This is a genomic window from Kordiimonas sp. (assembly GCF_048264555.1).
Classification (GTDB): Bacteria; Pseudomonadota; Alphaproteobacteria; order Sphingomonadales; family Kordiimonadaceae; genus Kordiimonas.
In genome coordinates, this window is sequence record NZ_JBLXCX010000003.1 from 379135 (window position 1) to 404915 (window position 25781).

18 protein-coding genes are annotated in these 25781 nt (G+C 57.0%); 10 read left to right on the forward strand and 8 right to left on the reverse strand.

The window, feature by feature from the left end:
* Positions 1–3: 3 nt before the first annotated feature.
* The 3 genes from hutU to ACN0XZ_RS11505 are packed head-to-tail and all read right to left on the reverse strand — an operon-like array spanning position 4 to position 3791.
* Positions 4–1662: a urocanate hydratase gene (gene hutU, locus ACN0XZ_RS11495; protein ID WP_417457905.1), complete on the reverse strand. Its 1659-nt coding sequence runs from the start codon at positions 1660–1662 to the stop codon at positions 4–6.
* 27 nt (positions 1663–1689) lie between these two features.
* Positions 1690–2418, reverse strand: a complete 729-nt coding sequence (gene hutC / locus ACN0XZ_RS11500; RefSeq protein WP_417457906.1) for a histidine utilization repressor — start codon at positions 2416–2418, stop codon at positions 1690–1692.
* A complete protein-coding gene (locus ACN0XZ_RS11505) occupies positions 2415–3791 on the reverse strand; it encodes a formimidoylglutamate deiminase (protein ID WP_417457907.1) in 1377 nt (458 codons plus the stop codon). Before ACN0XZ_RS11505 ends, hutC begins: the two co-directional genes overlap by 4 nt.
* Positions 3792–3895: 104 nt before the next feature.
* Between ACN0XZ_RS11505 and hutI the strand changes: the two genes are divergently transcribed.
* The 3 genes from hutI to ACN0XZ_RS11520 all read left to right on the forward strand — a co-directional run bounded on the left by hutI (position 3896) and on the right by ACN0XZ_RS11520 (position 8892).
* Positions 3896–5095, forward strand: a complete 1200-nt coding sequence (gene hutI, locus ACN0XZ_RS11510) for an imidazolonepropionase (protein ID WP_417457908.1) — start codon at positions 3896–3898, stop codon at positions 5093–5095.
* A gap of 143 nt (positions 5096–5238) precedes the next feature.
* Entirely contained in the window at positions 5239–6747 is a 1509-nt protein-coding gene (locus tag ACN0XZ_RS11515; RefSeq protein WP_417457909.1) for a UbiD family decarboxylase, read from the forward strand.
* A gap of 30 nt (positions 6748–6777) precedes the next feature.
* A complete protein-coding gene (locus ACN0XZ_RS11520; protein ID WP_417457910.1) occupies positions 6778–8892 on the forward strand; it encodes a TIR domain-containing protein in 2115 nt (704 codons plus the stop codon).
* Between the two features lie 17 nt (positions 8893–8909).
* Here ACN0XZ_RS11520 and ACN0XZ_RS11525 read toward each other — a convergent pair whose 3' ends face one another.
* Positions 8910–9425, reverse strand: a complete 516-nt coding sequence (locus ACN0XZ_RS11525) for a GNAT family N-acetyltransferase (RefSeq protein WP_417457911.1) — start codon at positions 9423–9425, stop codon at positions 8910–8912.
* Positions 9426–9573: 148 nt separating this feature from the next.
* On the opposite strand from ACN0XZ_RS11525, the gene ACN0XZ_RS11530 reads away from it, so the two are divergent.
* The 4 genes from ACN0XZ_RS11530 (at position 9574) to ACN0XZ_RS11545 (ending at position 15135) form a co-directional block, all read left to right on the forward strand.
* The gene (locus tag ACN0XZ_RS11530; RefSeq protein WP_417457912.1) at positions 9574–10464 is read left to right on the forward strand and encodes a dienelactone hydrolase family protein; all 891 of its coding nucleotides are present in this window, start codon (positions 9574–9576) and stop codon (positions 10462–10464) included.
* 111 nt (positions 10465–10575) lie between these two features.
* On the forward strand, positions 10576–11916 hold the full coding sequence (locus tag ACN0XZ_RS11535; RefSeq protein WP_417457913.1) for a TldD/PmbA family protein: 1341 nt from the start codon (positions 10576–10578) through the stop codon (positions 11914–11916).
* 42 nt (positions 11917–11958) lie between these two features.
* Positions 11959–12813, forward strand: coding sequence for a 3'(2'),5'-bisphosphate nucleotidase CysQ (locus ACN0XZ_RS11540; protein WP_417457914.1), 855 nt, complete (start codon positions 11959–11961; stop codon positions 12811–12813).
* 135 nt (positions 12814–12948) lie between these two features.
* Positions 12949–15135, forward strand: coding sequence for an ATP-binding protein (locus ACN0XZ_RS11545; RefSeq protein ID WP_417457915.1), 2187 nt, complete (start codon positions 12949–12951; stop codon positions 15133–15135).
* Here ACN0XZ_RS11545 and ACN0XZ_RS11550 read toward each other — a convergent pair.
* Genes ACN0XZ_RS11550 through xseA form a run of 3 tightly spaced genes read right to left on the reverse strand, consistent with a single transcriptional unit; the run spans position 15119 to position 18167 of the window.
* Positions 15119–15802 (reverse strand): TorF family putative porin, encoded by a 684-nt coding sequence (locus tag ACN0XZ_RS11550; protein ID WP_417457916.1) that lies wholly within the window; start codon positions 15800–15802, stop codon positions 15119–15121. The two genes, ACN0XZ_RS11545 and ACN0XZ_RS11550, sit on opposite strands and share 17 nt — an antisense overlap.
* A gap of 9 nt (positions 15803–15811) precedes the next feature.
* Positions 15812–16636 carry a M23 family metallopeptidase gene (locus ACN0XZ_RS11555; protein ID WP_417457917.1) on the reverse strand — a complete coding sequence of 275 codons (825 nt, stop codon included), beginning with the start codon at positions 16634–16636 and terminating at the stop codon, positions 15812–15814.
* A 43-nt stretch (positions 16637–16679) separates the two neighbouring features.
* A complete protein-coding gene (xseA, locus tag ACN0XZ_RS11560) occupies positions 16680–18167 on the reverse strand; it encodes an exodeoxyribonuclease VII large subunit (RefSeq protein ID WP_417457918.1) in 1488 nt (495 codons plus the stop codon).
* A 113-nt stretch (positions 18168–18280) separates the two neighbouring features.
* Here xseA and purD point away from each other — a divergent pair, with 113 nt between their 5' ends.
* The gene (gene purD, locus ACN0XZ_RS11565) at positions 18281–19558 is read left to right on the forward strand and encodes a phosphoribosylamine--glycine ligase (protein WP_417457919.1); all 1278 of its coding nucleotides are present in this window, start codon (positions 18281–18283) and stop codon (positions 19556–19558) included.
* Between the two features lie 68 nt (positions 19559–19626).
* On the opposite strand, the gene ACN0XZ_RS11570 is transcribed toward purD, so the two are convergent.
* The gene (locus tag ACN0XZ_RS11570; RefSeq protein WP_417457920.1) at positions 19627–21141 is read right to left on the reverse strand and encodes a PAS domain-containing sensor histidine kinase; all 1515 of its coding nucleotides are present in this window, start codon (positions 21139–21141) and stop codon (positions 19627–19629) included.
* Between the two features lie 284 nt (positions 21142–21425).
* On the opposite strand from ACN0XZ_RS11570, the gene ACN0XZ_RS11575 reads away from it, so the two are divergent.
* Both ACN0XZ_RS11575 and ACN0XZ_RS11580 read left to right on the forward strand, forming a co-directional pair.
* On the forward strand, positions 21426–22613 hold the full coding sequence (locus ACN0XZ_RS11575) for an efflux RND transporter periplasmic adaptor subunit (RefSeq protein WP_417457921.1): 1188 nt from the start codon (positions 21426–21428) through the stop codon (positions 22611–22613).
* A gap of 11 nt (positions 22614–22624) precedes the next feature.
* Positions 22625–25750 carry an efflux RND transporter permease subunit gene (locus tag ACN0XZ_RS11580; protein WP_417457922.1) on the forward strand — a complete coding sequence of 1042 codons (3126 nt, stop codon included), beginning with the start codon at positions 22625–22627 and terminating at the stop codon, positions 25748–25750.
* Positions 25751–25781: the final 31 nt, after the last annotated feature.

The window sequence follows — 25781 nt, forward strand, 5'->3', positions numbered from 1 at the left end:
CTCTTAACGGGCCAACATTGGCAGGTTGAGGCCTTTTTCCCGCGCGCAGTCCTGCGCGATCTCGTACCCGGCATCCGCATGGCGCATCACGCCCGTTGCCGGGTCATTCCACAGCACACGACCAACACGTTTTGCCGCCTCGTCTGTACCGTCACACAGGATCACCACACCGGAGTGCTGGCTGTAGCCCATACCCACACCACCACCATGGTGCAGGCTGACCCATGTAGCGCCAGACGCGGTATTCAGGAGTGCGTTCAGAAGCGGCCAGTCAGACACGGCGTCTGAGCCGTCCATCATGGCTTCCGTTTCCCGGTTGGGGCTTGCAACCGAGCCGCTATCCAGATGGTCACGGCCAATCACCACCGGGGCTTTCAACTCACCGTTTTTGACCATCTCGTTGAAGGCAAGACCAAGGCGGTGCCTGTCACCAAGCCCAACCCAGCAAATACGCGCTGGCAGACCCTGGAACTGAATGCGCTCCCGCGCCATATCAAGCCAGTTGTGAAGGTGTGGGTTATCAGGAATAAGCTCCTTCACCTTCTGGTCGGTTTTATAGATATCTTCAGGGTCACCTGAAAGTGCCGCCCAGCGGAACGGCCCAATACCTCGGCAAAACAGCGGGCGAATATAGGCCGGTACGAAGCCTGGGAAGTCGAACGCGTTTTTCACGCCCTCGTCAAACGCCACCTGGCGGATGTTGTTGCCGTAATCTACTGTTGGCACGCCCATGCCGTGATAAGCGAGCATGGCTTCAACATGTTTTGCCATGGACGCCTTGGCGGCAACCGCGACAGCAGCAGGGTCTTTCTCGCGCTTCGAGAACCATTCATCCACACTCCAGCCGATTGGCAGATAACCGTTAACCGGATCGTGGGCCGAGGTCTGGTCGGTCAACGCGTCAGGCCTGATGCCTTTTGCCACCATCTCAGGCAGGATTTCTGCGGCGTTGCCAAGCACACCAACGGAAACGGCTTTGCCGCTCGCATGCGCGCGCTCAATAATCTCAAGTGCTTCTTCCACCGTATCGGCGCGCTCGTCCAGATAGCCAGTTTTCAGCCGGTATTCGATACGACTTTCCTGACACTCGATCGCCATGCAGCTTGCGCCCGCCATGGTGGCCGCCAGCGGCTGTGCACCGCCCATGCCACCAAGGCCTGCTGTTAAAATCCATTTGCCTGCGAGGCTGCCACCAAAATGCTGGCGCCCCATTTCAACAAATGTCTCATAGGTGCCCTGCACGATGCCCTGGCTGCCGATGTAAATCCATGAGCCAGCCGTCATCTGGCCGTACATCATCAGGCCTTTTTTATCCAGCTCGCTGAAATGCTCCCAATTCGCCCAGGCGGGTACGAGGTTTGAGTTGGCGATCAGCACTCGCGGTGCATCGCTGTGGGTTTTAAAAACCCCAACCGGCTTGCCTGATTGCACGAGAAGTGTTTCGTCTTCTTCCATGCCCTTCAGCGTGGAAACAATCTTCTCATAACATTCCCAGTTGCGGGCCGCGCGGCCAATCCCGCCATAGACAACCAGCTCCTCCGGGTTTTCAGCCACCATCGGGTCAAGGTTGTTCATCAGCATGCGCATCGGCGCTTCCGTGGCCCAGCTTTTACAGTTTAGCTCAGCACCGTGCGGCGCGTGAATATCGGGACGGTTTTTCATTTTCAGTTTCCCTCTAACTCAAACGTTTTATGTGTTGTTCGCGGCACCAACCGGCGAGAAACGCGCGGTCAGTTCATAGCGGTCGCCGGGGTAAAGAAGCCGCGCGTAACTTGCGACCCGCTCCCCCGTCCAGGTACGGCGGCCAATCTCAAGGCATGGGCTGCCGCGCTCTATCTCCAGAAGTTTTGCGTCGCGCGCATCTGCCGCAACGGCACGCACCACATGCTCGGCCCGCAGCAAGGGTGCGACCGCAAGCAGGTAATCCGTCGGGGTCCGGCTTGTGAAATCCTGCGCTAAAAGTTCAGGCGCGATGCTCGGGTTCACCCAGCGCTCCTCAAGCTCCATCGGGGTATCGTCCCCCCGGTGCAGCACCAGCAGGTAATAGGCTTGCTCGCCCGCTTTTGCGCCAAACTCGGCAGCCACCTCTTTCGGCATGGGCCGAGCCTCAAGGGCCAGAACGTTCGCGGACCATAGCTCACCTCGCGCTGCCAATTCATCGCGGATCGAGAGGATATCAGCTGCGTGCCCGCGCATGCGGCGGTCAGCCACGAAGCTGCCCATGCCCGCGCGCCGCACGATATGCCCGTCTTCCGTCAGTTCCCTGAGCGCCCGGTTCACGGTCATGCGGGAGACACCAAGCGCGCGCACAAGCTCATTCTCGCTCGGCAGCTTGTCGCCAGCCACATAAGAACCACCCTCGATACCGTCCATGATATGGCGCTTAACCTGTTCGTAGCGCGGAAGGGGCATGGTCATGGTGCGTTTCCTTCCATTTTGGCAGCAATGCCACGCACAAGATCGCGGTATTCAGCGAAGGCTGTATCCTCCTGCGCGTGCTTGCCGCCCCTTATCACCCAGTCGCCGGCGACCATCACCTCGCTGATCGGGTTTGGCTGGCCCATAAGCACAAAGGCATCCACAATCTGGCCGTAAGACGCGCCCGCGAACTGGCTGGCTGCGCCATCTAGCACCACAAGGTCTGCGCGCTTACCAACCGCAATTTCACCCACGTTTTGACCGAGCGCCTGCGCACCACCAAGCGCAGCACTACGCCACAAGAACTCACCCGTATGGCCATCATCACCGCCGGTGAGCACCGTACGGGCGCGCCGCGTGAGCCGCTGGCCATATTCAAGCAGGCGCAGCTCCTCTCGCGCGTCAATGCTGATATGGCTGTCTGAGCCGACACCAAACCGACCACCTGCCGCCATATACTCAGCGGCGGGGAAAATACCGTCCCCAAGGTTGGCTTCTGTGGTAGGGCAAAGGCCTGCGACCACACCGCGCTCCGCCATGCCGCGCCACTCTGCCTCATTCACATGGGTTGCGTGAATGAGGCACCAGCGATCATCCACATCCACGTTCGCAAGCAGCCATTCAACCGGGCGTTTGCCGGTGGCCATCATGCAGGCATCAACCTCAGCGGTTTGCTCGGCGATATGAATGTGGATCGGTGCGCGCGGGTCGATCGCATCAACAGCCTCAATAGCTGGCATAAAGCCGCCAGCAGGCACGGCCCGAAGCGAATGAAAACAAAGCCCAAGCCGGTGCCGCCCCTTCAGGCGCGACGCGAGAATGTTTAGGAGGCGAGCATAAGCCTTATCATCATGCAGAAAAGGACGCTGCCCCTCATTTGCGGCCTTGCCGCCAAAATCAGACGTTTGATAGAGAACCGGCAAATGGGTAAGTGCAATTCCCGTCTCATCTGCTGCCTTGATTACCGCTTTCGACATCGCGAGCGCCTGATCATTATGGCTGTTGTGCAGATAATGAAACTCACCGACCGCCGTGTATCCGGCCTTCAACATCTCGATATAAAGCGCGCGGGCGATGACCTCGACCGCCGCGGGTGTCATATGTTTTGCGAAATGATACATGGCGCTGCGCCATGACCAGAAATCAGACTGCCCCGGTGTTTTAAATTCCGCGAGGCCCGCAAAGGCACGCTGGAACGCATGGCTGTGCAGGTTTGGCATGCCTGGCAGAACGGCCCCAAAAACCTGTGCGCCCTTGGGGGCCTTCACCCCTGTCTCGACCGCCTCGATCAAACCACCTGGGCCCACATGCAAACAGATATCCGCCGCCCAATCGCGGCCGACCAACCCTTCAGAGAAATAAAGCTTTTGCATGTGATCTCCTAACTTGTATATACAGGTTTGTACAAGCTGATCTTCCTGTCAAGCGACTTGTGTGATAAAGCTTCCGACGCGCACGACCGAAGGACCATAAACCCATGTTTGACCTCATCATCCGCAACATAAACATCGCCACGATGGCTGAGGGCGATGCGCCCTACGGCGCCATCGCGAACGGCCTGATCGCAACACAGAATGGCCGACTCGCCTACGTGGGCTCCGCAAGCGGCTTTGACGGTGGTGACGCACGGGAAACCCTTGATGGCGAAGGTCAGTGGGCTCTGCCCGGCTTTATCGACTGCCACACTCATATTGTTTATGGCGGTAACCGCGCACGCGAGTTTGAGGAACGCCTGAACGGTGTTTCCTATGAGGAGATCGCACGCCGGGGCGGCGGTATTATCTCAACCGTCACCGCCACCCGAGCCGCAAGCGAAGAGGAGCTAGCCGCCGCCGCCGCCAAGCGCCTCAAACGCCTCAAACTTGAGGGGGTGACAACAGTTGAAATCAAATCCGGTTATGGTCTCACCACCAAAGACGAGATGAAAATGCTGCGCGCCGCGAAGGCTGCGGGCAATGCCGCTGGGGTAGACATTCGCACCACTTTCCTTGGCGCCCATGCCCTGCCACCGGAGTTTAAAGATAACGCGGATGGTTATATCGACCTCGTGTGTGACGAGATGATCCCTTTGGTTGCAAAGGAGAAATTGGCGAATACGGTGGATGCTTTCTGTGAAAACATCGCCTTCACACCGGCCCAAACCACGCGGGTTTTTGAAGCGGCAAAAGCACACCGTCTTGAAGTGAAGCTGCACGCAGACCAGCTTTCGAACCTATCAGGTGCCGCGCTTTCCGCCCAATTTGGTGGGCTGTCGGCTGACCATCTGGAACATACGGACGCTGCTGGCGCAAAGGCCATGGCGCAGGCAGACACCACCGCTGTCCTGCTGCCCGGCGCATTTTATGTGCTCAAGGAAACCAAGCTGCCGCCGGTTGACCTGTTCCGCCAGCACGGTGTGCCCATCGCGCTCGCGACCGACGCGAACCCGGGCAGTTCGCCGGTTCTGTCGCTCCAGCTTATGCTGCATATGGGCTGCACCTACTTTGGCCTGACCCCGGAGGAAGCCTTGAGGGGGATTACCCTGAACGCCGCCAAAGCGCTGGGGCTCGCGGAAGACCGCGGCACGCTTGAGGCCGGAAAACGCGCCAATATCAACCTCTTTGACATCACAGAGCCCGCTGAACTTGTGTACTATGTGGGCGGCGTACTACCCTCAAAAGTCATTACGGTATCGTAACAATATGTGCGGCGCAGGTGTGGCGCAAGTGTGGCGGGTTTTGTGGGATATTGGTGGCATAAAATGGGGTATCTGTGGCGTAAAGTGCCACACCCCTATCATCGGCGCTTGGCTGAGGGGTGAGGCCACATTATAAGGCAAACATGGCTTACGATTCTCTACGTGAATTTATTGACCGGCTTGAGGCCGAAGGCAGGCTTGTTCGTGTTACCGAGCAGGTCTCAACCAATCTCGAGTTGACCGAGATACAAACCCGCGTGCTGCACGCTGGCGGCCCGGCGCTTTTGTTTGAAAATGTGGTGAATGAACAGGGTGAGAAGGCAGAGATGCCGGTGCTCGTGAACCTGTTTGGCACCGTTGAGCGCGTCGCCTGGGGCATGAACCGTGAGCCACATGAGTTGAGAGAGGTGGGTGAAACGCTTGCTTTCCTCCGCCAGCCTGAGCCACCACGCGGCATCAAGGATGCCATCAGCCTGCTGCCACTTGCCAAACAGGTGCTGTCGATGAAGCCCAAACGGGTAAAAAAAGCACCCGTGCAGGAAGTTGTGCTCACCGGGGATGATATCGACCTTGACCGCCTGCCGGTCCAGACCTGCTGGCCGGATGAACCCGCGCCGCTGATCACCTGGCCGCTTGTGGTCACCAAAGGGCCATCTGACAAAGCAGAGGATAACTATAACCTCGGCATCTACCGCATGCAGAAGCTGAACAAAAAACAAACCCTGATGCGCTGGCTCAAGCACCGGGGCGGTGCCCAGCAGTATGCGCGCTGGAAAGATAAAAACCCGGAGCCCCTGCCCGCCGCCGTGGTAATAGGCGCGGACCCGGGCACCATTTTGGCTGCGGTAACACCCGTGCCGGACACCTTGAGCGAATATCAGTTCGCCGGGCTACTCAGGGGCAATAAAGTCCCGCTGGTGGACTGTAAAACCGTGCCCCTTCAGGTGCCCGCAACAGCCGAGATCGTGATTGAAGGCCACGTCAGCCTCACGGATTATCGCGATGAGGGACCGTACGGTGACCACACCGGCTATTATAACTCGGTTGAGCAGTTCCCGGTTTTCACTGTTAGCGCCATCACCATGCGCAAGGACCCGATCTACCTGAGCACATACACGGGCCGCCCGCCGGACGAACCCGCGATCCTTGGTGAAGCACTCAATGAGGTTTTCATCCCACTTCTGCAGCAACAGTTCCCGGAGATCACAGACTTCTGGCTACCGCCTGAGGGCTGCAGCTACCGCATCGCTGTAGTGAGCATGAAAAAGGCCTATGCTGGCCACGCAAAACGCGTGATGCAGGGTGTTTGGTCCTTCCTCCGGCAATTTGTTTACACAAAATTTGTAATTGTGGTGGACGATGACATCAACGCACGGGACTGGAAGGATGTCATGTGGGCCATCTCGACCCGCATGGACCCGGTACGCGATATCGTGACGGTTGAAAACACACCGATCGATTATCTCGATTTCGCCAGTCCCAAATCCGGGCTTGGGGGCAAGCTCGGGCTTGATGCCACAAACAAGGTTGGCAACGAGACAAACCGCGAGTGGGGCCGTGAAATTTATATGGAGGATGCGGTCATCCACCGTGTCGATGAAATTTGGGATAAACTGGGCATTCCGGGTGAGGGCGTAAAAATCTGGAAATAGAAATGCCAAAACATGACCTTTGGGGGTGTCATGAGTAAGCATGTAGTAACAAACGAGTTTCAATACAAAGCGTTCATCAGCTACAGCCACAAGGACGACAAATTCTCCTCCTGGCTTTTGCGCGCACTTGAAGGCTATCGGCTACCGTCCCATGTCAGAAAAAAGATAGCTGCCCCCGCTAAACTAGGCCGCATTTTTCGGGACCGGGACGAACTACCCGCCACCGGCCATATGACAGACCGCATCTTCGAGGCGCTGGAAGCCTCTGAATATCTGATCGTGGTCTGCTCCCCCGCCAGCGCCAAATCCAAGCTTGTGAACCGCGAGATCGCCGAGTTCAAGCGCATCCGGGGCGACGGCAACATTTTATGTGTGATCATTGATGGCATCCCATTTGCCTCCAACCCAGATGACGAATGTTTCCCCGAAACCCTGAAGCTCAAGTTCACCGAAGAAGGCAAACAAAGCGGTTTTGCGGCGGAGGGCTTGGCGGCTGATGCGCGCGAAGAAGGTGACGGTGAACGTCAGGCACTTCTGAAGCTGATCGCGGGCATGCTCAATATCGGGCTTAACGACCTTGTCCGGCGCGAGAACCAGCGCCGCCAACGCAAACTGACGGCTTTTGCCATTGCCGCAAGTGTCGGCATGGCCCTTATGGGAGGGCTGGCCTATGAGGCGCGCAATGCCCGCCTTGAAGCGGAATCTTCCCTCAAGCTTGCTGAAGCAAAAAGCATCGAAGCCGCGCAGCATCTCGACAACAACGAGCAACTGATGCGCGTTGTGATGCTCACCATATACGAAGACTTGCTCGCCGCCGGCAGCCTGGAATCGCTAGAGAACCTGTCAGAAACCTTGCTCACCTTTCTCAACGAAAGAGAGTTTTCAGAGAACCGCGCGCAACAACTGGCCTTAATAATCCCAACCAACCTAAGGCTGGGGCAAGCCCTCGAACGGCGCGGTGAAACGGACCGAGCGGCAGAGATATTCAGGAAAACGCGGGTGATTGCGGAGGAACTCTACCTCAGCAACCCCGATAGCAGAGAAGCGCTTAGCGGCTTTGCAACCACCCTGTTTTTCACCGGATATCTGGCCCAACGGCGCGGCGAGTATGAACACGCTGTCGCAGAGCACGAATATCGCCTGAAGGTGGCCGAGAAATTTGTAAACCTGCCCTTCGCCCCGGAAAGTGAATTGCCCTTGGCAGAACAGGTCGATGGACGCAAGGAGTTGATGGCGGATATCCTGGCTACGCTTTGCACGCTAAACGCTGTGCCCTTGGCAAATGCGGAAAAAGCGCTCGACCAGTGCCGAAAGAGCTTGATCTTAAGGCAGGAAATTCTTTCGAGTGATCCAGAAAATGACATGAAGAAGACTGATCTCGCCAGCAGCCTTTTTCATTCTGCTATGACCCATTTAGCGGTTGGCCAGTATGATGAGGCGCTCGTCAAACTTCAGGCACGTCTTGAGCTATACGAAAGCACGCTGGCAAAGGCTCCCACCAACTTTAAAATCATTCGCCGCGCCGCCATGACCCGGCAACAGATGGTGCGAACCAATGGGCTCGCGGGCACATCTGACGCGACCGCTCTGCGCACCCTCCTCAAAATTACTCAAGACTTTGACACGCTGACAAAAAAGGACCCCGCAAACATCATGTGGCTCGCGGACTCCGCCACCGCCTACCACGACTATGCCAAAACTGCCTTGCTGGCCGGGGATCTCACCACCGCTACAGAAGCGCTCAGTATCGCCGATAATCAGATATCCCGGGCGCTAAAGGCTGACAACCAGCGCATCAGCCGCCGCCTTACCGCCCACAAGATAGGTTTGTTGAAAAGCAAACTGGCTGCAGCACGAGGCAGGGCCGGAGAGGCTTTGACGCTCACCGCCTCCGCCGTTGCTGCTTTTGAAGCGGAGGATACTAGCTATGCCCGTGCGCACAATGTTCTGGATTATGCGGGCGAGCTGTACCTCTTCTATGGTGACCAGTTGAACGCTGCCGGCAAACATGACGCGGCACAGGAAAGCTGGCTAAAGTTGGCCCAGTTGAACGAAACAACGGTGGCGACCAAAACACCGGTTTTCCTCAAAACGCTGGAGACATCTCTCGCCCGACTTGAAACACCGGCTGAGGTCGCGAGATAAGTCCACCAACACGGCAGTTAGAGGTATTTGATCATCGCGCAGCGGCTATCGGCGCTAAGCCCCGCGGCGGCCTCATCGGCCAAAACAGCCCTTAGGCGAGCGTCAAGCGCAGGGCTTTCCAACACCTCATAGCCAAGGCGTGCATAGTAAGGCGCATTGAAGGGCACATCGCGAAAGGTGGTTAGCGTTACCGCCTGCAAACCCTCTTGCACCGCAAAGCCTTCCGCCCCATGCATCAGCGCACGGCCTATGCCCTGCCCCTGTGCGTCCCGGTGGACGGATATTTCCCAGATATGTAATGCGTCCTCAAAGGCTTCCGCGCTCAGAAACCCCCAAAGGTGATCGTCTGCGCCGCGCGCGACCCACACTGTTCCCTTGTGAATGAGCTTGAGGTGCGCACCGACGGTCATCACATCATCGGAGGCGATCCATTCATACCCGGGTACATGCAGGAAACCCTCCCCCGCTGACCGCTCAATACCCGGCAGCAACCGCGCGTGCTGTTCTTCAGCCTTGATAATATCGATAACCATCGCCTGTCCTCTCAGGCTGTTTGATATCCGATGCCACATGCGTCTGAAAGCATGAAGTTGACCAAGCCCTCATCACCGGGAATTTATTTGCCTTCACCGCACGCCACTGCACAATAGCTCCAACGCTTGGAGATGGGGAGAACAACGCATGCCATATGACCACAGCACACCACCACAAGGGGCCCTGGACCTATATGACAAATATGCCCACGGGCTGATGTCCCGCCGGGCTTTCATGGAGAAGCTTGGCAACTATGCGGTTGGCGGCCTGACAACCGCGGCCCTGATGGACCAGTTGCTGCCCAACTATGCGCTCGCGGAACAGGTGAAACCTGATGATGAGCGTATCGTGGGGGAAGATATCCCCTACCCCTCCCCTCAGGGCGCGGGTGATATGATGGGCTATCTGGTGATGCCGAAGGATGCGTCAGCGGCCATGAAAAAGCCGGGCGTTGTGGTCATCCATGAAAACAGGGGGCTAAACCCCTATATCCGCGATGTGGCGCGGCGGGTTGCCATCGCCGGTTATGTAGCTCTCGCGCCCGACGCGCTGTTCCCGCTTGGTGGATACCCCGGCAATGACGATGATGGCCGGGTAATGCAGCGCGAGCGGGACCGTGAAGAAATGGTCGAGGATTTCGCCGCTGCTGTCACTTATCTTCAAAACCATGAGGCCACCACAGGCAATGTGGGCTGTGTGGGCTTCTGCTTTGGGGGCAGCGTTTCAAACCGCTTGGCCGCCAAAATGCCGACGCTGAAGGCAGCGGTGCCTTTTTATGGTGGCGGTGTAGACGAAGAAGACGTGCCCAATATTCAGGCCCCGCTTCTCATTCATCTGGCGGAGCTGGACGAGCGGGTAAATGCGGGCTGGCCGGCTTATGCCGCCGCCCTCAAAGCAAACGCCAAAGACTATGAGATGCACATGTATGAAGGCGCGAACCATGGTTTCCATAACGACACCACACCGCGCTATAACGCTCATGCGGCGGAGTTGGCTTGGGCCCGCACCCTTGCGTTTTTTGAACAGCATCTCGAATAGCGCCGCACGCCAAATTCAGCACAATGGGCTAGAGAGCGGTATTGAATAGGCGCGCCAACTATGGCTTATTGGCGCGCAAGCATTTTCCCTATTCAAACTTCAGGATACTTCATGGCCAACAACACGCTCGACCTTCTTTCCGACCTTGTCGCCAAAGCGGCAAAAGCAGGCGCGGACGCCGCAGACGCTGTTGCTGTGGATGCCCGCTCGCGCGGGGTGTCATGGCGGGAAGGCAAACTGGAAGACGTGGAAGGCTCCGAGGGCGAAGATATTGGCCTCCGGGTGATGATTGGCCACAAACAGGCGATGGTTTCCACCAGCGACCGCCGCGAAGCGAACCTGAAGGCCCTTGTTGAGCGCACCATCGCCATGGCAAAGGCAGTGCCGGACGATGACTATTGCGGCCTCGCCCCTGAAGACCGGTTGCATAAAGGTGGCTTTGCAGAGCTGGACCTGTTTGACGACAAGGACGTGAGCGCGGAAACACTCACGGACCTCGCCCGCGAGGCGGAAGAAGCAACCCGCGCCGTTAAAGGGGTCTCCAATTCCGCAGGCGCAGGTGCGAGCGCATCATCATGGGCCATCTCGCTCGTAACCAGCCACGGGTTCAGCGGTCACTATCAGGGCAGCAGCTTCTCAGTCTCCTCCTCCGCCGTAGCGGGAGAAGGCACCGGTATGGAACGGGATTATGAGTTCACGAGCGCCCGGCATTTTGAAGACCTTGAAAGCGCCACATGGGTTGGCACTGAGGCGGGCCGCCGCGCGGTAGAACGGCTGGGCCCTGAGCGCATGCCGTCCGGCAAGCTGCCGGTGGTGTTTGACCCCCGGGTCTCGCGCTCGCTTATCGGGCACTTTACCGGCGCTATCAACGGCATGAGCGTGGCGCGTGGTTCCAGCTTCCTGCAAGACAAAATGGGCGAAGCCATTTTCGCCCCCGGTGTGACCATCACCGACGACCCGCTGATCACACGCGGGCTTTCCTCGCGCCTCTTTGACGGTGAAGGCGTGCGTGTTGGCAAATGCAATCTTGTTGAAGACGGTGTGCTGAAAACATGGCTGTTGAACGCAGCCGCCGCCAAACAGCTTGGCCTTGAGGTAACCGGCCACGCCAGCCGCGGCACCTCGTCGGCACCCGGCATCAGCACCAGCAACCTTTATATGACGCCGGGCGCACAATCGCCCGCCGAGCTGATGGCCGATATCAAGGACGGCCTTTATGTGACCGAGTTGATCGGCATGGGCGTGAACGGTGTCACTGGCGACTATAGCCGGGGCGCGGCAGGCTTCCGCATCAAGGACGGCCAGATCGCAGGGGCGGTTAGCGAAATTACAATCGCGGGCAACCTTAAGGAAATGTTCAGGCATCTTGTGCCAGCATCAGACCTTGAGTTCCGGTATGGCAGCAATGCGCCAACCATACGCGTTGACGGCATGACCATCGCAGGCGCCTGAGAAGGCCATATGCGCGTGCCGGAGTAAGGGTGAGAGACCAGAGTGAGCAATAGCGCCGACCCGTTTGATGAAAGCACCTGCCCCTGGAGTTTGGCAGACGATGTCCGCCTCGTGCGGCGGGTGACCGAAGAAGCAGGCCGGATCGCGCTTTCCTATTTCGCGCGTGATATCCACACGTGGGATAAATCCCCCAACAACCCGGTATCCGAAGCCGATATGGCTGTGGACGAGTTTCTGCGCACCACATTGATGCAAAACCGCACCGGCTACGGCTGGCTTTCTGAGGAAACCGAAGACCATTCAGACCGCCTGCGCTGCGGCAGGCTCTGGATCGTGGACCCCATCGACGGCACCCGGGCGTTTCTCGCGGGCGGTGACGACTGGGGCATCTCGGTTGCGTTGGTGCAAGACCAGAAACCAGTGATCGCTGCATTCTACGCGCCGGTGAAAAACGCCTTCTATTTTGCGGAAACCGGCCGCGGTGCCACCAAAAACGGCCTCACGATCAAGGTATCAGACCAGAATAATCTGGACGCTGCCCGCATGATGGGCGACCCGTCCGCCTTCAAGGCCAAGAAGCTCTGGCCTACCCCGTGGCCGGACAGCATGCACACGGAACAGGCCAACTCCATCGCCCTCCGTATCTGTCAGATCGCGGATGGCCAGTTTGATTGCTGCGTGACCCTGCGCCCGAAAAACGATTGGGATGTGGCGGCGGCAGACCTCATCATCGCGGAAGCGGGCGGCACGCTTACCACCGGCACCGGGAAAGGCCTGGTGTTCAACCGCAAAAGGCCTCTTCATGACCATATTGTGGCCAGTTGCCCGGCGCTGGTGCCGTCTATCATGGAACGGGTTGAACCGGCTTTGGCGGAGTGGCGCCACGTTGCGGCATAAAACGCCATGAGCGCGTAGGTGCTTGTGCCGACTTGAGAAATATACCGCAACGTTACCGTGCGCATTGCCGTTTGGTTGCTTTTGTGGAATATAGTTGAGCTTGGGGTCCGGGTTCAGGGAAGGACACGTGGTTATATGCTAAAAGGTGCTGCAAGCCGACTGATGCGGAATGCGTTTGCCTTTGCGCTCCTTCTCGCCGCCACCTACCCCGCTTTTGCAGCAACCAAGCTCAGCGACGATGCCCGCACCCGCGCGGAAGCCCTGCTGCCCAGCCTCATAGACGCGAGCGGCCTTGACGCCCACCTGCGGCTCAAAACGCTTAGGGAAATGCTGGCAACCACCACCAATGAGCAAGCACGCGGGCCTCTCCTCAAAGATGTCATCTTCTATCATATCGACACGGGCGTGGTGGAGGGCCTGGAGCCTATGGCCGCTGAGGCCATTGCCCTTGGTGAAAAGCGCCATGACATCAGCCTGCAGGTTTACGGCATGCTTGGCCTCGCGGAGATTGACTATATCGCAGGCAGCATCAAAAACGCGGAAAGCAAAATACAGGAAGCCCTCACGCTCGCGGAAGCGCGCGGTAGCACTACCGATCAGTTTTTCGCCCGCTCCTCCCTTGCCGCCCTTGGGCCAGAGCTCGGTAATATGCTTGAAGGCCTGCTGGCCATGACCCAAAGCGTTGCCGAACTGCCTGACAGCGCTGAGGGGGAGAAGATGCGCATGACGGCCTACCTTACCCTTGCCTATATATACACCGGCGTGAGCGAGGTTGATGAGATCGTTGAGAACTACACCAAGGCGCTGGATGTCGCGCGGCGCGCCAAAATCGCGCTCGACCGTGAAACTATCCTCTTCAATATCGCGTCCTCCCTCAACGATATCGATGAGAATGCCCTTGCCCGCAAATATTATGAGGCCCTTACGGCGGTACTGACACAAACCGGGCATCTGGAAGGGCGCTATTATGCGCTCTACGGCCTTGCCTGGATCGCGTATGACGAAGAGCGCTACGCTGACTGCATCGCTCTCGCTCATGAAGCTCTCAATGATTTCGAGGGCGAACCAAGCTTTGACGTTGAGCTCTATGACCTTTTGGCCATTGGTTACGCGCGGCAAGGTAACGCCGAGGAAGCCCGCAAATATCGCCAGATCGTGCTTGAGCAATATGAAAAATACCCGGATTTCAAGCTCGTTATCTCGGACGCTGATGATCAGTTAACCGAAGCCTATATTCTAGCTGCCGAAGGTCGCTACAAGGAAGGTTTTGAGCTTCTCAACAAAGCTCGGCGTGGCCTTCTGGATGATCAGTTTGAAAGCTTTCAGGTGAGCGTGACTGATCTCCGCTCCAGCATTGTAACCCTGATTGAAAAACAGCGCACAGAAGAAGCGCTCAGAGTGGCCGAAGCGTCAAACAAACGCCTGCTCCTGATCCTCACATTCTTCGTCATCGCGGGCGCTGTTGCGCTCGTGTTCATCATGCGCAAACACAATCGCGCACTGGCCCGCAGCAAACACGCGGCAGATATGGCCAACAGAAGCAAATCAGAGTTTCTTGCCAACATGAGCCATGAACTGAGAACACCGCTTAACGCCATCCTTGGCTTTTCCGAGATGATGGAACAGCGCGTTTTTGGGGAACTGGGAGCCAAACAATATGGCGACTATGTCGGGCATATCAATGAAAGCGGCAGGCTTCTTCTTGATATCATCAATGATATTCTTGATCTCTCAAAGGTGGAATCCGGCAAGCTGATCGTGCGGGATGAGATCGTTGATCTGAAGCAGCTTCTTGGTGACCTGAGCAAGCTTATGGCACCGCGCATCACACCGAAAAACCTTACCCTGAAGATAAACGTGCCGCCGCGCGTACCGCACCTGAAGGCGGATACCCGGCTCTGCAAGCAGATCCTCCTCAACATCCTCAGCAACGCCAGCAAATTCACGGAAAACGGTGGGGAGATCACCTGCCGTGTCTATGAGATGGATAATGAAGACGTCGTTATAGAGGTTGAGGACAATGGCATCGGCATGTCACCAGACGAGCTTGAAATCGCGCTCTTGCCATTTGGGCAGGCTGGCACCACCGCAACCCGCTCTCATGAAGGCACAGGGCTTGGCTTGCCACTCGTAAAAAGCCTGATGGAACTGCATGGCGGTAGCCTTGAAGTGCGCTCCATCAAGCGCATGGGCACGCTTGTGATCCTTACCTTCCCGGCTGAGCGCAAAGTCACGGCGGAAGAAGCTGCGGCAAGCAAGGATAATGAAGGGGAAGCGGGGCACCAACGGCCTAGCAGGTCAGGACCTAGAAATAGAGCTTGATACCGCCAAGGATGGCACCACCACCGATCGCCTGATCGAGCGAGCTGTCTTCATACATGATGCTAAATTCCACTACATCAATGAAGGCTGAAAGCCCGATGGCATAATCCCACAAGTCAGCACGGTTTTGCCGCATGTCATAGCCAAGGCGAGAAATAATCGTCAGCTCAGGCATGGTTGGCACTGGCACCTCAACATCTGTGTAGATGTAAAAGCTATCCGTGTTTGGTGCGCTCCAGCGGCCATCAGGCGCATAAACGGCCCCGGTGCGGATAAAGGCCAGGCCAAAATCGCGGGATACCGATGCGCTAATTTCAGGGTAATATTTCGCGTCATTGCCTTGAATGCTATCAAGCTCAACCGACAGGTCATAGATAAAATCACCCGCATCAAAGCTGTAACCGGCAAACACGCTTGCTTTCGCGTCACCGCCCGCAGCTTCACTGATACTGCCTGCGCTCGCGCCAACATAAAGGCCGTTGTCGTGATATAGCCCGAGGGAGGCAATCACAGCCGGGTCCTTGTCAGACAGGGTCAGGCCCCGGTCGCGGTAGTCGCTAACCACACCGAGGTATCCATCAAAGCTGAAAGAGCTGCCGCTGTCCTGGGCCAGAGCCGCAGGCGCACAAGCGCCAACCATCAACGCGCCAATAATAAATTGTTTCATTACCCTATCCTAAAATGGTGCCCGCATGGGCTCAGGTTCAATCAACAAAATGGGATCAAGCCTGACATTTCGCCAGTTTACCCGCCAATCCACATGCGGGCCGCTCGCACGCCCTTTTTTGCCAACCGTACCAATCTGTTGTCCCTGCTCTACCGTATCGCCCACCTTCACGTCTACACTGTTCATGTGAAAGAGCGTTGAGGTAACACCAAAACCATGGTCGATGATCACAATACCGCCTTCCAGCAGGAAATCCGGTACTGCGAGGCGTATGATGCCTGCGGCTGGCGCCCCAATGGGCGTGCCAATGGGCGCCGCGATATCAAGGCCGTAATGTGGGCTGCGTGGCTGGCCGTTCAAAATACGCTGGCTGCCATAAAAGCCTGAGAAACGACCTTCCGCCGGGCGAACAAAACCCTTGAGCCAATCAAGGGCCCCTGTGAGATGCGAGCGTGCTTCACGCACCATGCCGGTCTCCCGCGCGCGCCTCTCCTGCCACTCCGGCGGGGGCGTCACGGTTTTGGGTGGCAGGCCATCAACACGCTCAATATAAAAATGCCGATCCTTGATAGTGATGGTTTGTGTTTCACGAGCACCACCAACATGGGTAATCACTAGTTCAGCACTCGCACCCGCGTCACGCCCAAAACCCAGCACAAAATTGCCGTTTGGCCCCACCATGATGGCTTCCCCATCCAGCGTTACCACAGCACCCGGTTCAGTTACCCCCCACACCATGCCGCCTTGCGCCGGTGTGCCAGACAGCTCAACCGCCATGGCAGGCGACGCCGTAACAAAGAGAAGGGTGATCAGGATTTTTGGTATAAATTTCATGCACATCATCTTCATAAACAAGGCGGCAAAATTGCGGCAACGGCTATAGCAGACTACCTTGCCTCTCATCTTTTCTGGGTTCGGGTTTTGGCTTGGGTTTTGCCGCCTTTTTTGCCTTTGGCGGTGTAGGTGCCGCAGGCGGCGGCAGTTCACCATCCTGCACCTGCATACCGCGCACCCCGTCTGAGAAGCGCACAGACACAGCGTCACCTGCCTTCAACTGCGCCGACTTGGTCACAGGGGTACCGCCAGCATCCTCCACCAGCGCATACCCCCGCTCAAGCACGCGCTCATAGGAAAGGCTATCAAGCATGCGCCCCGAGGCCTGCAATCGTGCAGCCAAATCCTCAAGCCGCCGCCCATAGGCCGGGTTCAGCCGCTTTGAGGTACCTTCAAGCTGTTCGCCCCGATAAGCCGCAAGCTGCTTGAGACGCCCAGCGCTTAAGCCGCCCACAAGGCGGTTCAACTGCGCTGACTTGATCTGCGCCGCAGCCATCAACCCGCGCGGCAAGCGCTCAGACAGGTCATCCCAGCGCTGCTGTGCGAGGCCAAGGATATCCTTGGGGCTCGGAAGCCCACGTGCAAGACCGGTCAGGCGTTCCTGCCTGTCCCGCACCATAAGCATGCGCTGGCCCTCAAGCCTTCGGCCCAGGTCCGCGACTGTGAAACGCAGGTCTTCCCGCACCGGTACAGCTTTCTCTGCCGCACCGGTCGGGGTTGGTGCCCTGAGGTCTGACGCATAGTCAATCAGCGTGGTGTCTGTCTCGTGCCCCACGGCTGAGATCAGCGGAATATCGCTTTCTGCTGCGGCGCGCACCACCACTTCTTCGTTAAATGCCCACAGGTCTTCGATTGAGCCACCGCCCCGTGCCACGATCAGTACATCAGGGCGCGGCATTGCACCCTTGCCGTCAATGGCGTTGAAACCCTTGATCGCGGCCGCGACTTGTGCGGCAGCGCCTTCCCCCTGCACCAGTACGGGCCACACCAGCACATGCCGTGGGAAACGGTCACTGAGCCTATGCAGGATATCGCGAATCACAGCCCCCGTGGGGGATGTCACCACACCGATCACTTTCGGCAGGAAGGGGATCGGGCGTTTGCGCTCAGCATCAAACAGGCCTTCGGCGGCCAGCTTTTTCTTGCGCTCTTCAAGAAGCGCCATCAGGGCACCGGCGCCCGCCGGCTCCATATGCTCCACCACCATCTGGTATTTGGACCGGGCTGGGTAGGTTGTCAGCTTGCCAGTACAGATCACCTCGAGGCCATCTTCGGGCACAAAAGCGAGGCGTTGGGCGCTACCGCGCCAGCACACACCATCGAGCACCGCGCTATCATCCTTGAGGGAGAAATACACATGACCTGACGCAGCGCGTTTGACGCCGGACAGTTCCGCCCGCACACGCACATGGCCAAACCTGTCTTCAACCGAGCGCTTGAGAGCGCCTGATAGTTCAGACACCGTAAATTCATGGGCATTGCTGCCTGAAGGCGCATCATCGCCTGGCATGTCCGGCCAGTTATCTGACATGGCTGATCCTTAACCCAGATTGTCGCATCGCGCACTTCTCCCTTGAGTGAACAGGAACCTATGATACAAGGGGGCAGCCTTCAAGCAACCCGCCACGTGACAGGTGAAAAAATATGAATATTCTCGTGCTCGGCTCCGGTGGCCGCGAACACGCCCTTTCCTGGAAAATCGCCCAAAGCCCGCTCGTAGAAATGCTTTACTGCGCGCCCGGCAATGGCGGGATTGGCGATGTTGCCACCTGTGTTGAGCTGGACGCGAGCAACCACGACGCCGTGATCAACTTCTGCCGCGAGATGGAGATTGATTTTGTTGTGGTGGGCCCTGAGGCACCGCTGGTTGCTGGCCTTGTTGATGACCTGACAGCGGAAGGCATTCTGGCCTTTGGGCCAACCAAAGGCGGTGCCCAGCTTGAAGGGTCAAAAGGTTTCACCAAGGATATTTGCGCGAAATACGGCATCCCGACAGCAGCTTATGGCCGGTTCGATAGCGCTGAGGCCGCAAAAGCCTACGTGAGCGAACAAGGCGCACCGATTGTGGTGAAAGCCGATGGCCTCGCCGCTGGCAAAGGCGTGATCATCGCGCAAACGGTTGCGGAAGCACACAGCGCCATTGACGACATGTTCGCCGGCAGCTTCGGTGACGCAGGCGCGGAAGTGGTGGTGGAAGAGTTCATGACCGGTGAAGAAGCCAGTTTCTTTGCGCTTTCAGACGGCCAGAACACCCTCGCGCTGGCCACAGCGCAAGACCACAAGGCTGTGGGCGAAGGCGATACCGGCCCCAACACCGGCGGCATGGGCGCCTACTCCCCTGCGCCTGTGATGACCGACGCGCTGTGCGAGCGGGTGATGGCTGAGATTATTGAACCCACCGTGAAGGCCATGGCAGACATGGGCCACCCCTATAAGGGGGTGTTTTTCGCAGGGCTGATGATCACAGACGCAGGCCCGAAACTGATCGAATATAACTGCCGCTTTGGCGACCCAGAGTGCCAGGTGCTGATGACCCGCATGACCTCAGACATCGTGCCGCTTCTGATGGCTGCAGCCAAAGGGGAGCTGATCGGCAAGACCGCAACATGGTCGGACGATGTGGCGCTCACGGTCGTGATGGCCGCGAAGGGCTACCCCGGCGCCTACAACAAAGGCACCGAGATCAGCGATATTTCTGCGGCTGAAAAAACCACCGGTGCGCATGTGTTCCATGCGGGCACCAAACGGCAGGATGCCAAGCTGCTGGCAACCGGCGGACGGGTGCTGAACGTGACCGCTACAGGCGGCAGCGTGACCGAAGCACAGGCCAAAGCCTATAAAGCCGTTGATACCATCACATGGCCGGACGGCTTTTGCCGCCGGGATATCGGCTGGCGCGCGGTCGCGCGGGAAAAAGAATAACGCCTGACAGGCTAGGCCGTCTGTTTACTGATAAGCCTAAAGCGAACGGCAAGGATATAAGCTACCCCCTACTCGCCATCATCTTCCCGTGTTTTCACCTTGAAGGGCGGGAACATGATGCTGACACGGGTGCCAACACCGGGGCGGCTGTCGATTGTCATGGTCGCGTTCAGCTTCTCCGAGAAGGCTGACACGAGCGGCAGGCCAAGACCAGAGCCTTCATGGCGGCGGCTCAGGCTGCTGTCCACCTGCCCGAAGGGACGTTTGGCGATCTTGATCTCTTCCGCTGTCATGCCAATGCCTGTGTCGGTCACGCTTAGGCAGAGGCCACCGTTGCCGGTTTTCTCCAGTTTCATGGTGACCTTGCCGCCGGGCTCAGTGAACTTGATAGCGTTTGAAAGCAGGTTGAGCGCGATTTGTTTCACCAGCCGCTCATCTGCTTCAATAAGCACTGTACGGTCAAACTGATGCTCAAGCGACAGGCTAGCTTCAAAAGCGCGCTGCTGCACAAGGGTCATGCACATCTCAAGGCTTTCAAGCGGGTTGATCCACGTGAGATACGCCTCAAGCCGCCCGGCCTCCACCTTGGAGAGGTCAAGAATGTCATTGATGATCGAGAGCAGATGCGTGCCACTTTCATGGATATCCTGCGCATATTCCTTGTAGCGCGGGTTACCAATCGGGCCGACCATCTCGTCCCGCAAGATTTCAGCAAAACCAAGAATAGCGTTCAGCGGTGTCCTGAGCTCATGGCTCATATTGGCGAGAAATTCGGATTTCGCGCGGTTGGCAAGCTCGGCCGTATCCTTGGAGCGCTGCAGCTCTTGCGCCTGCACCAGATCCTCCGTGATATCCCGGCCGATCAGCAGCAGCATGGGTTCGCCCTGGAGGTCAATCTTCTGCGCGAAAATGCGAAAATGCCGGATCAAATTGCCGCGTGTTTTTACGGTGGTAGGCACATCGGTCATGGAGGCTGTCATCTTCAGCTCTTCAACAAACCGCCCGAGGAAGGTTGGGTCAGCCCATATGTCCAGTTCTTGTGTCGTGTGGCCAATAACCTCATCCCGGCGGCGGCCAAACATATTGAGGAACGCCGGGTTCACATCAATGATCTTGCCGTCCGTCAAGCCGGAAATCAGCATCACTTCTGGTGTGAGGCGGAAGATATTGCGGAAGATGTTTTCAGCCCGCTCAAACGCGCGCTTTTCCTCTAGCTGCTCGGTAATATCATACACACAGGCAACAACGGCAGGCTCACCGTCCCACTCTATCGCATTGGCCCGGCACGACACCCAGCGGGTTTCGCCGTCTGCCCGCAAAAGGCGCAACTCGTAATTCTGTTCAGCGTCCTCCCCCCGGATGCGCTTGTCGTAATTTTCCTGAACCAGCGCCTGATCATCCACATGGACCCAGCGTGATACGGGCTCATCCAGAAATTCTTCCATCGTGCCCGGATAGGCGAACATGTCGAGTGCTGTCTGATTGACAAAAATGAACCGGTCGCCCGCACGCACCATCACGCCTTCGGCCAGCGCATTCAGAAGCGCCGTGGTGCCGGTATTTTCGACCCTTATTTTCGCCAAGGATTGGCCCCCTTTACCCAAGACTATTTCCCCGATTCTACCCCAGTCGCCAACAAGTCGCTGAAATCATAGGATCACACGAAGAAAAAGCAATGCCGAAACGACCACACCTGCCCACAGAAACCTTATATCGTTGGTTTATTGTGCATCGCCAAAGCCCCGGCCACTTTAAAATAAATTCGTGACAACTATATAGAGTTGATATATAGGTTTTCCTATAAGTAAAAGTGGCATAAGCCACGGTAAAAAGTGACATAAGTCACATAACAAACGCGAGGATGACAGTGAGGAAAATACTTAAGTTTGTCGCACCTATCTTGGTGCTGACGGCTGGGGTTGGGTCCGTTATGGCACTCAGCGCTGCCAAAGAAGCCCCTGAAAAGAAAGAAGAAGCACCGCGTCCGGTATCCCTTTATGTGGATGATGTCCGGTCCGAAAACGTTCGGCTTTCCGTCAGGACACAGGGCGAAGTTCGCCCCAAAACCGAGATTGACCTTGTGCCGCAGGTATCAGGCCGCATCGTTTCAATCTCCGATTCTTTTGCTGAGGGCGCCGGGTTCACCCCGAATGAAGCGCTGATCCAGATTGAAGATTCAGATTACCAGCTTGCTGTGACCAGCGCGGAAGCCCGCCTTGCCGAAGCTAAAGTGAAGCTTGAGCAGGAACTGGCAGACGCCCGCATCAAGCGCAAACAGTGGCAGGACTGGGTGAAAGATGGTGAGCCTACACCGCTTGCTCTCAACCAGCCGCAGGTTGCCGAAGCACAAGCAAAACTGCGCGCCGCAGAAGCTGACCTCGACAACGCAAAACTCAACCTTTCCCGTACTCAGATCAAGGTACCTTTCAAGGGCCGTGTTCTTGAGCGCACCGCTGGTGTTGGCCAATATGTAAATGTTGGCGCCAAGCTTGGCCGCGTGTTCGCAACCGACAAGGTTGAAGTACGCCTGCCGTTGACTGACCGCCAGCTGACAGAACTTAACCTCCCCATCGGCTTTGTTGCCGATAAAGACAACGCCCCGACCGTCGCACTCCGCGCGAGCCTCGGTGGTGAAGATCATGTGTGGCAGGGTCGTATTGTCCGCACCCACGCATCGGTGGATAAACAAACCCGCCTGATGTACGCAGTTGCCGAAATTGAGGACCCGTATGACCGCGCAGCCGACCAGGGCATGCCACTGGCAGTAGGCCTGTTTGTCTCAGCAGAGATTGCAGGTGTGGTGCCACAGCAAGCGCTTGTTATGCCGCGTGATGCTCTCAGAAGCGAAGACAAGGTTTATGTCATCGTTGATGAAAAGCTTCAGATCCGCACGGTGAATGTTCTTTCCACATCGGCTGAACAGGTTATCGTGACATCGGGTGTCGAGCCCGGCGAACAAGTGGTAACATCGCCAGTACGTGGCGCACATGATGGTATGGCCGCCGTGCCAATTACCCGCAGCGCCCGGAACGATCTTGACAGCGCATCGCGCTAAGGGAGGCAATCATGAATAAGTTGATCGAATGGTGGGCACGCAATTCTGTTGCTGCCAACCTGCTGATGGTTGGTATCTTCCTGGCCGGTCTTGCAGGTTTCTCATCGATGGAACGGGAGATGGACCCACAGGTTCGTTTTCCAGGGCTTGAAATCTCTGTAAGCTGGCCGGGTGCTGGCCCACAAGAGGTGGAAGAGCAAATCGTTGCGCGGATCGAGGAATCGGTTCGTGACCTTGATAACATCGAATGGGTTCGCTCCTCCTCTGGTGAGGGTGGCGGGCAGGTTTATATTCTCGCCGAACAGAGCGTAGACTTCACCCAGTTCATGAACGACGTAAAAATCCGCGTTGATTCCATCTCAAGCTTTCCAAGCGATATTGAACCGCCCCGGGTCCAGCAATGGGTAAACCGGGATGAGTTTATCCGTATCGCTGTTCATGGTGATCTTGGTGAGCGTGAACTGAAACGGCTGGCTGAGAAGCTGCGCCGCGAAGCTGCACAGCTTGAAGCGGTATCCATTGTGGAACTGTTTGGTGTGCGCCGCGAAGAGGTCTCTATCGAGGTTTCTGAAGAGTCCCTGCGCCGCTACAACCTGAGCTTCGCTGACGTTGCCAGCGTGATCCGCACCAACTCTCTTAATACATCAAGCGGGTCTGTGCGTACGGAAGCGGGTGAGTACCAGATTACAGCGCGCAACCTCGCGGATACTGAAAAAGACTTTTCCGACATTATCGTGCGTCAAACCGACGACGGTGCAACCATCCGCGTTGGTGATGTTGCGACTGTGGTTGACGGTTTTGAAGACAATGAAATCCTTGCAACGCTGAACGGCGAACCCGCTGTGCTCTTGCAGGTTATGTCAACCGAGCGCATGGATATCGTCACCGCGTCAGCTTCAATCAACGAGTGGATCGCCAAACGTCAGGAAAGCCTGCCAGCGGGCGCGAAACTGACTTTGTGGACAGACAATAACGAAGCTTTCCAAAGCCGGATGGAAACCATTGGCGGCTCCGCCTTCTATGGTCTTATTCTGGTGGTGATCGTATTGATGCTCACACTGCGGCCCAAAGTCGCTTTCTGGGTATCTATCGGTATCGCGACCGCTTATGCGGGTGCCTTCATCTTCCTGCCTGCGCTTGGCATCTCCATCAACATGCTTTCAACCTTCGCCTTCCTTCTGGTGCTGGGTATCGTGGTTGATGACGCCATCGTCGTGGGGGAAAGTATCCACACAGAAAGCCAGAAAACAGGTGGCGGCATTACTGCTGCGGTCTTTGGCACCCAGCTTGTAGCCAAGCCTGTTATCTTCGCGGTTCTTACCACGATCATCGCGTTCCTGCCGTGGGTATTCCTGGACGGTTCCACGTCTGAGTTTACCCGTCACATCACCTGGGTGGTGATCACAGCCCTTGCCTTCTCGCTTGTAGAATCACTCATGATCCTGCCTGCGCACCTTGCACACCTTAAGCCGCGCGAAAAGCTCGGTCGTTTTGGTCATCTGCAAAAAGGCATCGCAAACGGCATCACCAACTTCGCACAGCGTCACTACCGCCGGTTCGGTACATGGGCGGTTGAGCGCCGGTATCTGACGCTCAGCATCTTCATCGCTGTTCTGATCGTGGCCTTTGGCCTCTTCAGCGTCGGTTATGTGAAGAAAAGCTTCATGCCTGATATCGAATCAGACGAGATCACCGTGAACGTGGTTCTGCCTGAAGGCGCGTCCTATACCCGTGCGCTTGATATTCTCGCTCAACTTCAGGAAGGCGAACGCCAGCTTGTTGAAGAGGTGAATGAGCGTACAGGCGGTGAAGGCCAGTTGATCGAGAACTGGTACACACGCTCCCGCCGGGACAGTGTACTGGCTATCGTGAAGCTTGCGCCGCCAGAAGTGCGGGACATGTCTGCCAAGGATGCGTCTATCCGTCTGCGTGAGCTGATCGGTGATATTCCTGACGCGAAGGAAGTGTCTGTTCGCTACACCCAAGGCAACAACGATCCTGGCTTTGAACTTTCCGTTCGTCACCCTGACCTCGCGCTCCTGCGTGAAGCTGTGGGCGAACTTGAGGACAAGCTCCGGACCTTTGAAGCCCTCTATGACGTGCGCAACAACCTTGAAGGTGCATCGGAAGAGATCCGCATCACCCTCAAGCCCGGCACGGAAAAGCTTGGCCTCACCCTTGCGGATGTTTCCCGTCAGGTTCGTCAGGCTTATTATGGTGAAGAAGTTCAGCGCATCCCACGGGGTGGCCAGGACGTAAAAGTCATGGTTCGCTACCCCCGTGAAAGCCGCCGTTCGATCGAAAGCCTACAAGACTTCCGTGTTCGCACAGCTGATGGCCGTGAAGTACCGCTGATGGCAGTGGCTGAGCTTGAATATGCCCCAGGCATCAAGCGCATCCAGCGCTGGAACGGTAACCGTGCGGCACGTGTCAGTGCTGACATGAAAGAGAACATCCGTGAAGAGGTGATGGAAGACCTGAACGCAAACTTCTTCCCTGAGTGGGAGAAGAAGTACCCAGGCATCATCCGGGGTTCTATCGGTCAGGCTGAAGGTGAAGCCCGCTTTATCGCTGATGTTTTGAAACTTTACGGTATGGCGCTCTTTGTCATGTATATGATGCTGGCAATCGCCTTCAAGAGCTACTGGCAGCCTATCTCCATCATGATTGCGATGCCGTATGCTTTTGCTGGTGCGATCTATGGTCACTTCGCTGTGGACATGACGATGGCAATCTTCAGCTACTTTGGTGTTGCGGCCGCCGCAGGCGTTGTGGTGAACGACAACCTCGTACTGGTGGATTATTGCAACAAGCTGCGCGAGCGCGGCCTGTCACCCAAGGAAGCCATACTGGAGGCTGGCGTTGCCCGCTTCCGTCCGATCATGCTGACGACGGTTACCACATTTGTGGGCCTTGTGCCGATGATGATGGAACGCTCTATCCAGGCCGCTTTCCTGAAGCCAATCGTTGTGGCTTTGGCATCAGGGGTACTGATCGCCTTCTTCGTAACGCTGTTGATGGTGCCTGCGCTCTATGCAGTTGGCGACGATCTGGGCCTCTTCTTCTCAGGCCTGAAGCTTCGCATCAAACGCATGCTTGGCTTTGGCCCGAAAGAGGCACCGGCACAGGCTGAATAAGCCAACCGGACCTGAAAACACACAAAAGGCC

What these genes read in the sequence shown, in the direction of transcription:
- hutI (WP_417457908.1), top strand. Translation starts at nt 3,896, where the DNA reads ATGTTTGACCTCATCATCCGCAACATAAACATCGCCACGATGGCTGAG.
- ACN0XZ_RS11555 (WP_417457917.1), bottom strand. Translation starts at nt 16,636, where the DNA reads ATGAAATTTATACCAAAAATCCTGATCACCCTTCTCTTTGTTACGGCG.
- hutU (WP_417457905.1), bottom strand. Translation starts at nt 1,662, where the DNA reads ATGAAAAACCGTCCCGATATTCACGCGCCGCACGGTGCTGAGCTAAAC.
- ACN0XZ_RS11520 (WP_417457910.1), top strand. Translation starts at nt 6,778, where the DNA reads ATGAGTAAGCATGTAGTAACAAACGAGTTTCAATACAAAGCGTTCATC.
- ACN0XZ_RS11550 (WP_417457916.1), bottom strand. Translation starts at nt 15,802, where the DNA reads ATGAAACAATTTATTATTGGCGCGTTGATGGTTGGCGCTTGTGCGCCT.
- ACN0XZ_RS11530 (WP_417457912.1), top strand. Translation starts at nt 9,574, where the DNA reads ATGCCATATGACCACAGCACACCACCACAAGGGGCCCTGGACCTATAT.
- ACN0XZ_RS11580 (WP_417457922.1), top strand. Translation starts at nt 22,625, where the DNA reads ATGAATAAGTTGATCGAATGGTGGGCACGCAATTCTGTTGCTGCCAAC.
- hutC (WP_417457906.1), bottom strand. Translation starts at nt 2,418, where the DNA reads ATGACCATGCCCCTTCCGCGCTACGAACAGGTTAAGCGCCATATCATG.
- purD (WP_417457919.1), top strand. Translation starts at nt 18,281, where the DNA reads ATGAATATTCTCGTGCTCGGCTCCGGTGGCCGCGAACACGCCCTTTCC.
- ACN0XZ_RS11535 (WP_417457913.1), top strand. Translation starts at nt 10,576, where the DNA reads ATGGCCAACAACACGCTCGACCTTCTTTCCGACCTTGTCGCCAAAGCG.
- ACN0XZ_RS11525 (WP_417457911.1), bottom strand. Translation starts at nt 9,425, where the DNA reads ATGGTTATCGATATTATCAAGGCTGAAGAACAGCACGCGCGGTTGCTG.
- ACN0XZ_RS11515 (WP_417457909.1), top strand. Translation starts at nt 5,239, where the DNA reads ATGGCTTACGATTCTCTACGTGAATTTATTGACCGGCTTGAGGCCGAA.
- ACN0XZ_RS11545 (WP_417457915.1), top strand. Translation starts at nt 12,949, where the DNA reads ATGCTAAAAGGTGCTGCAAGCCGACTGATGCGGAATGCGTTTGCCTTT.
- xseA (WP_417457918.1), bottom strand. Translation starts at nt 18,167, where the DNA reads ATGTCAGATAACTGGCCGGACATGCCAGGCGATGATGCGCCTTCAGGC.
- ACN0XZ_RS11505 (WP_417457907.1), bottom strand. Translation starts at nt 3,791, where the DNA reads ATGCAAAAGCTTTATTTCTCTGAAGGGTTGGTCGGCCGCGATTGGGCG.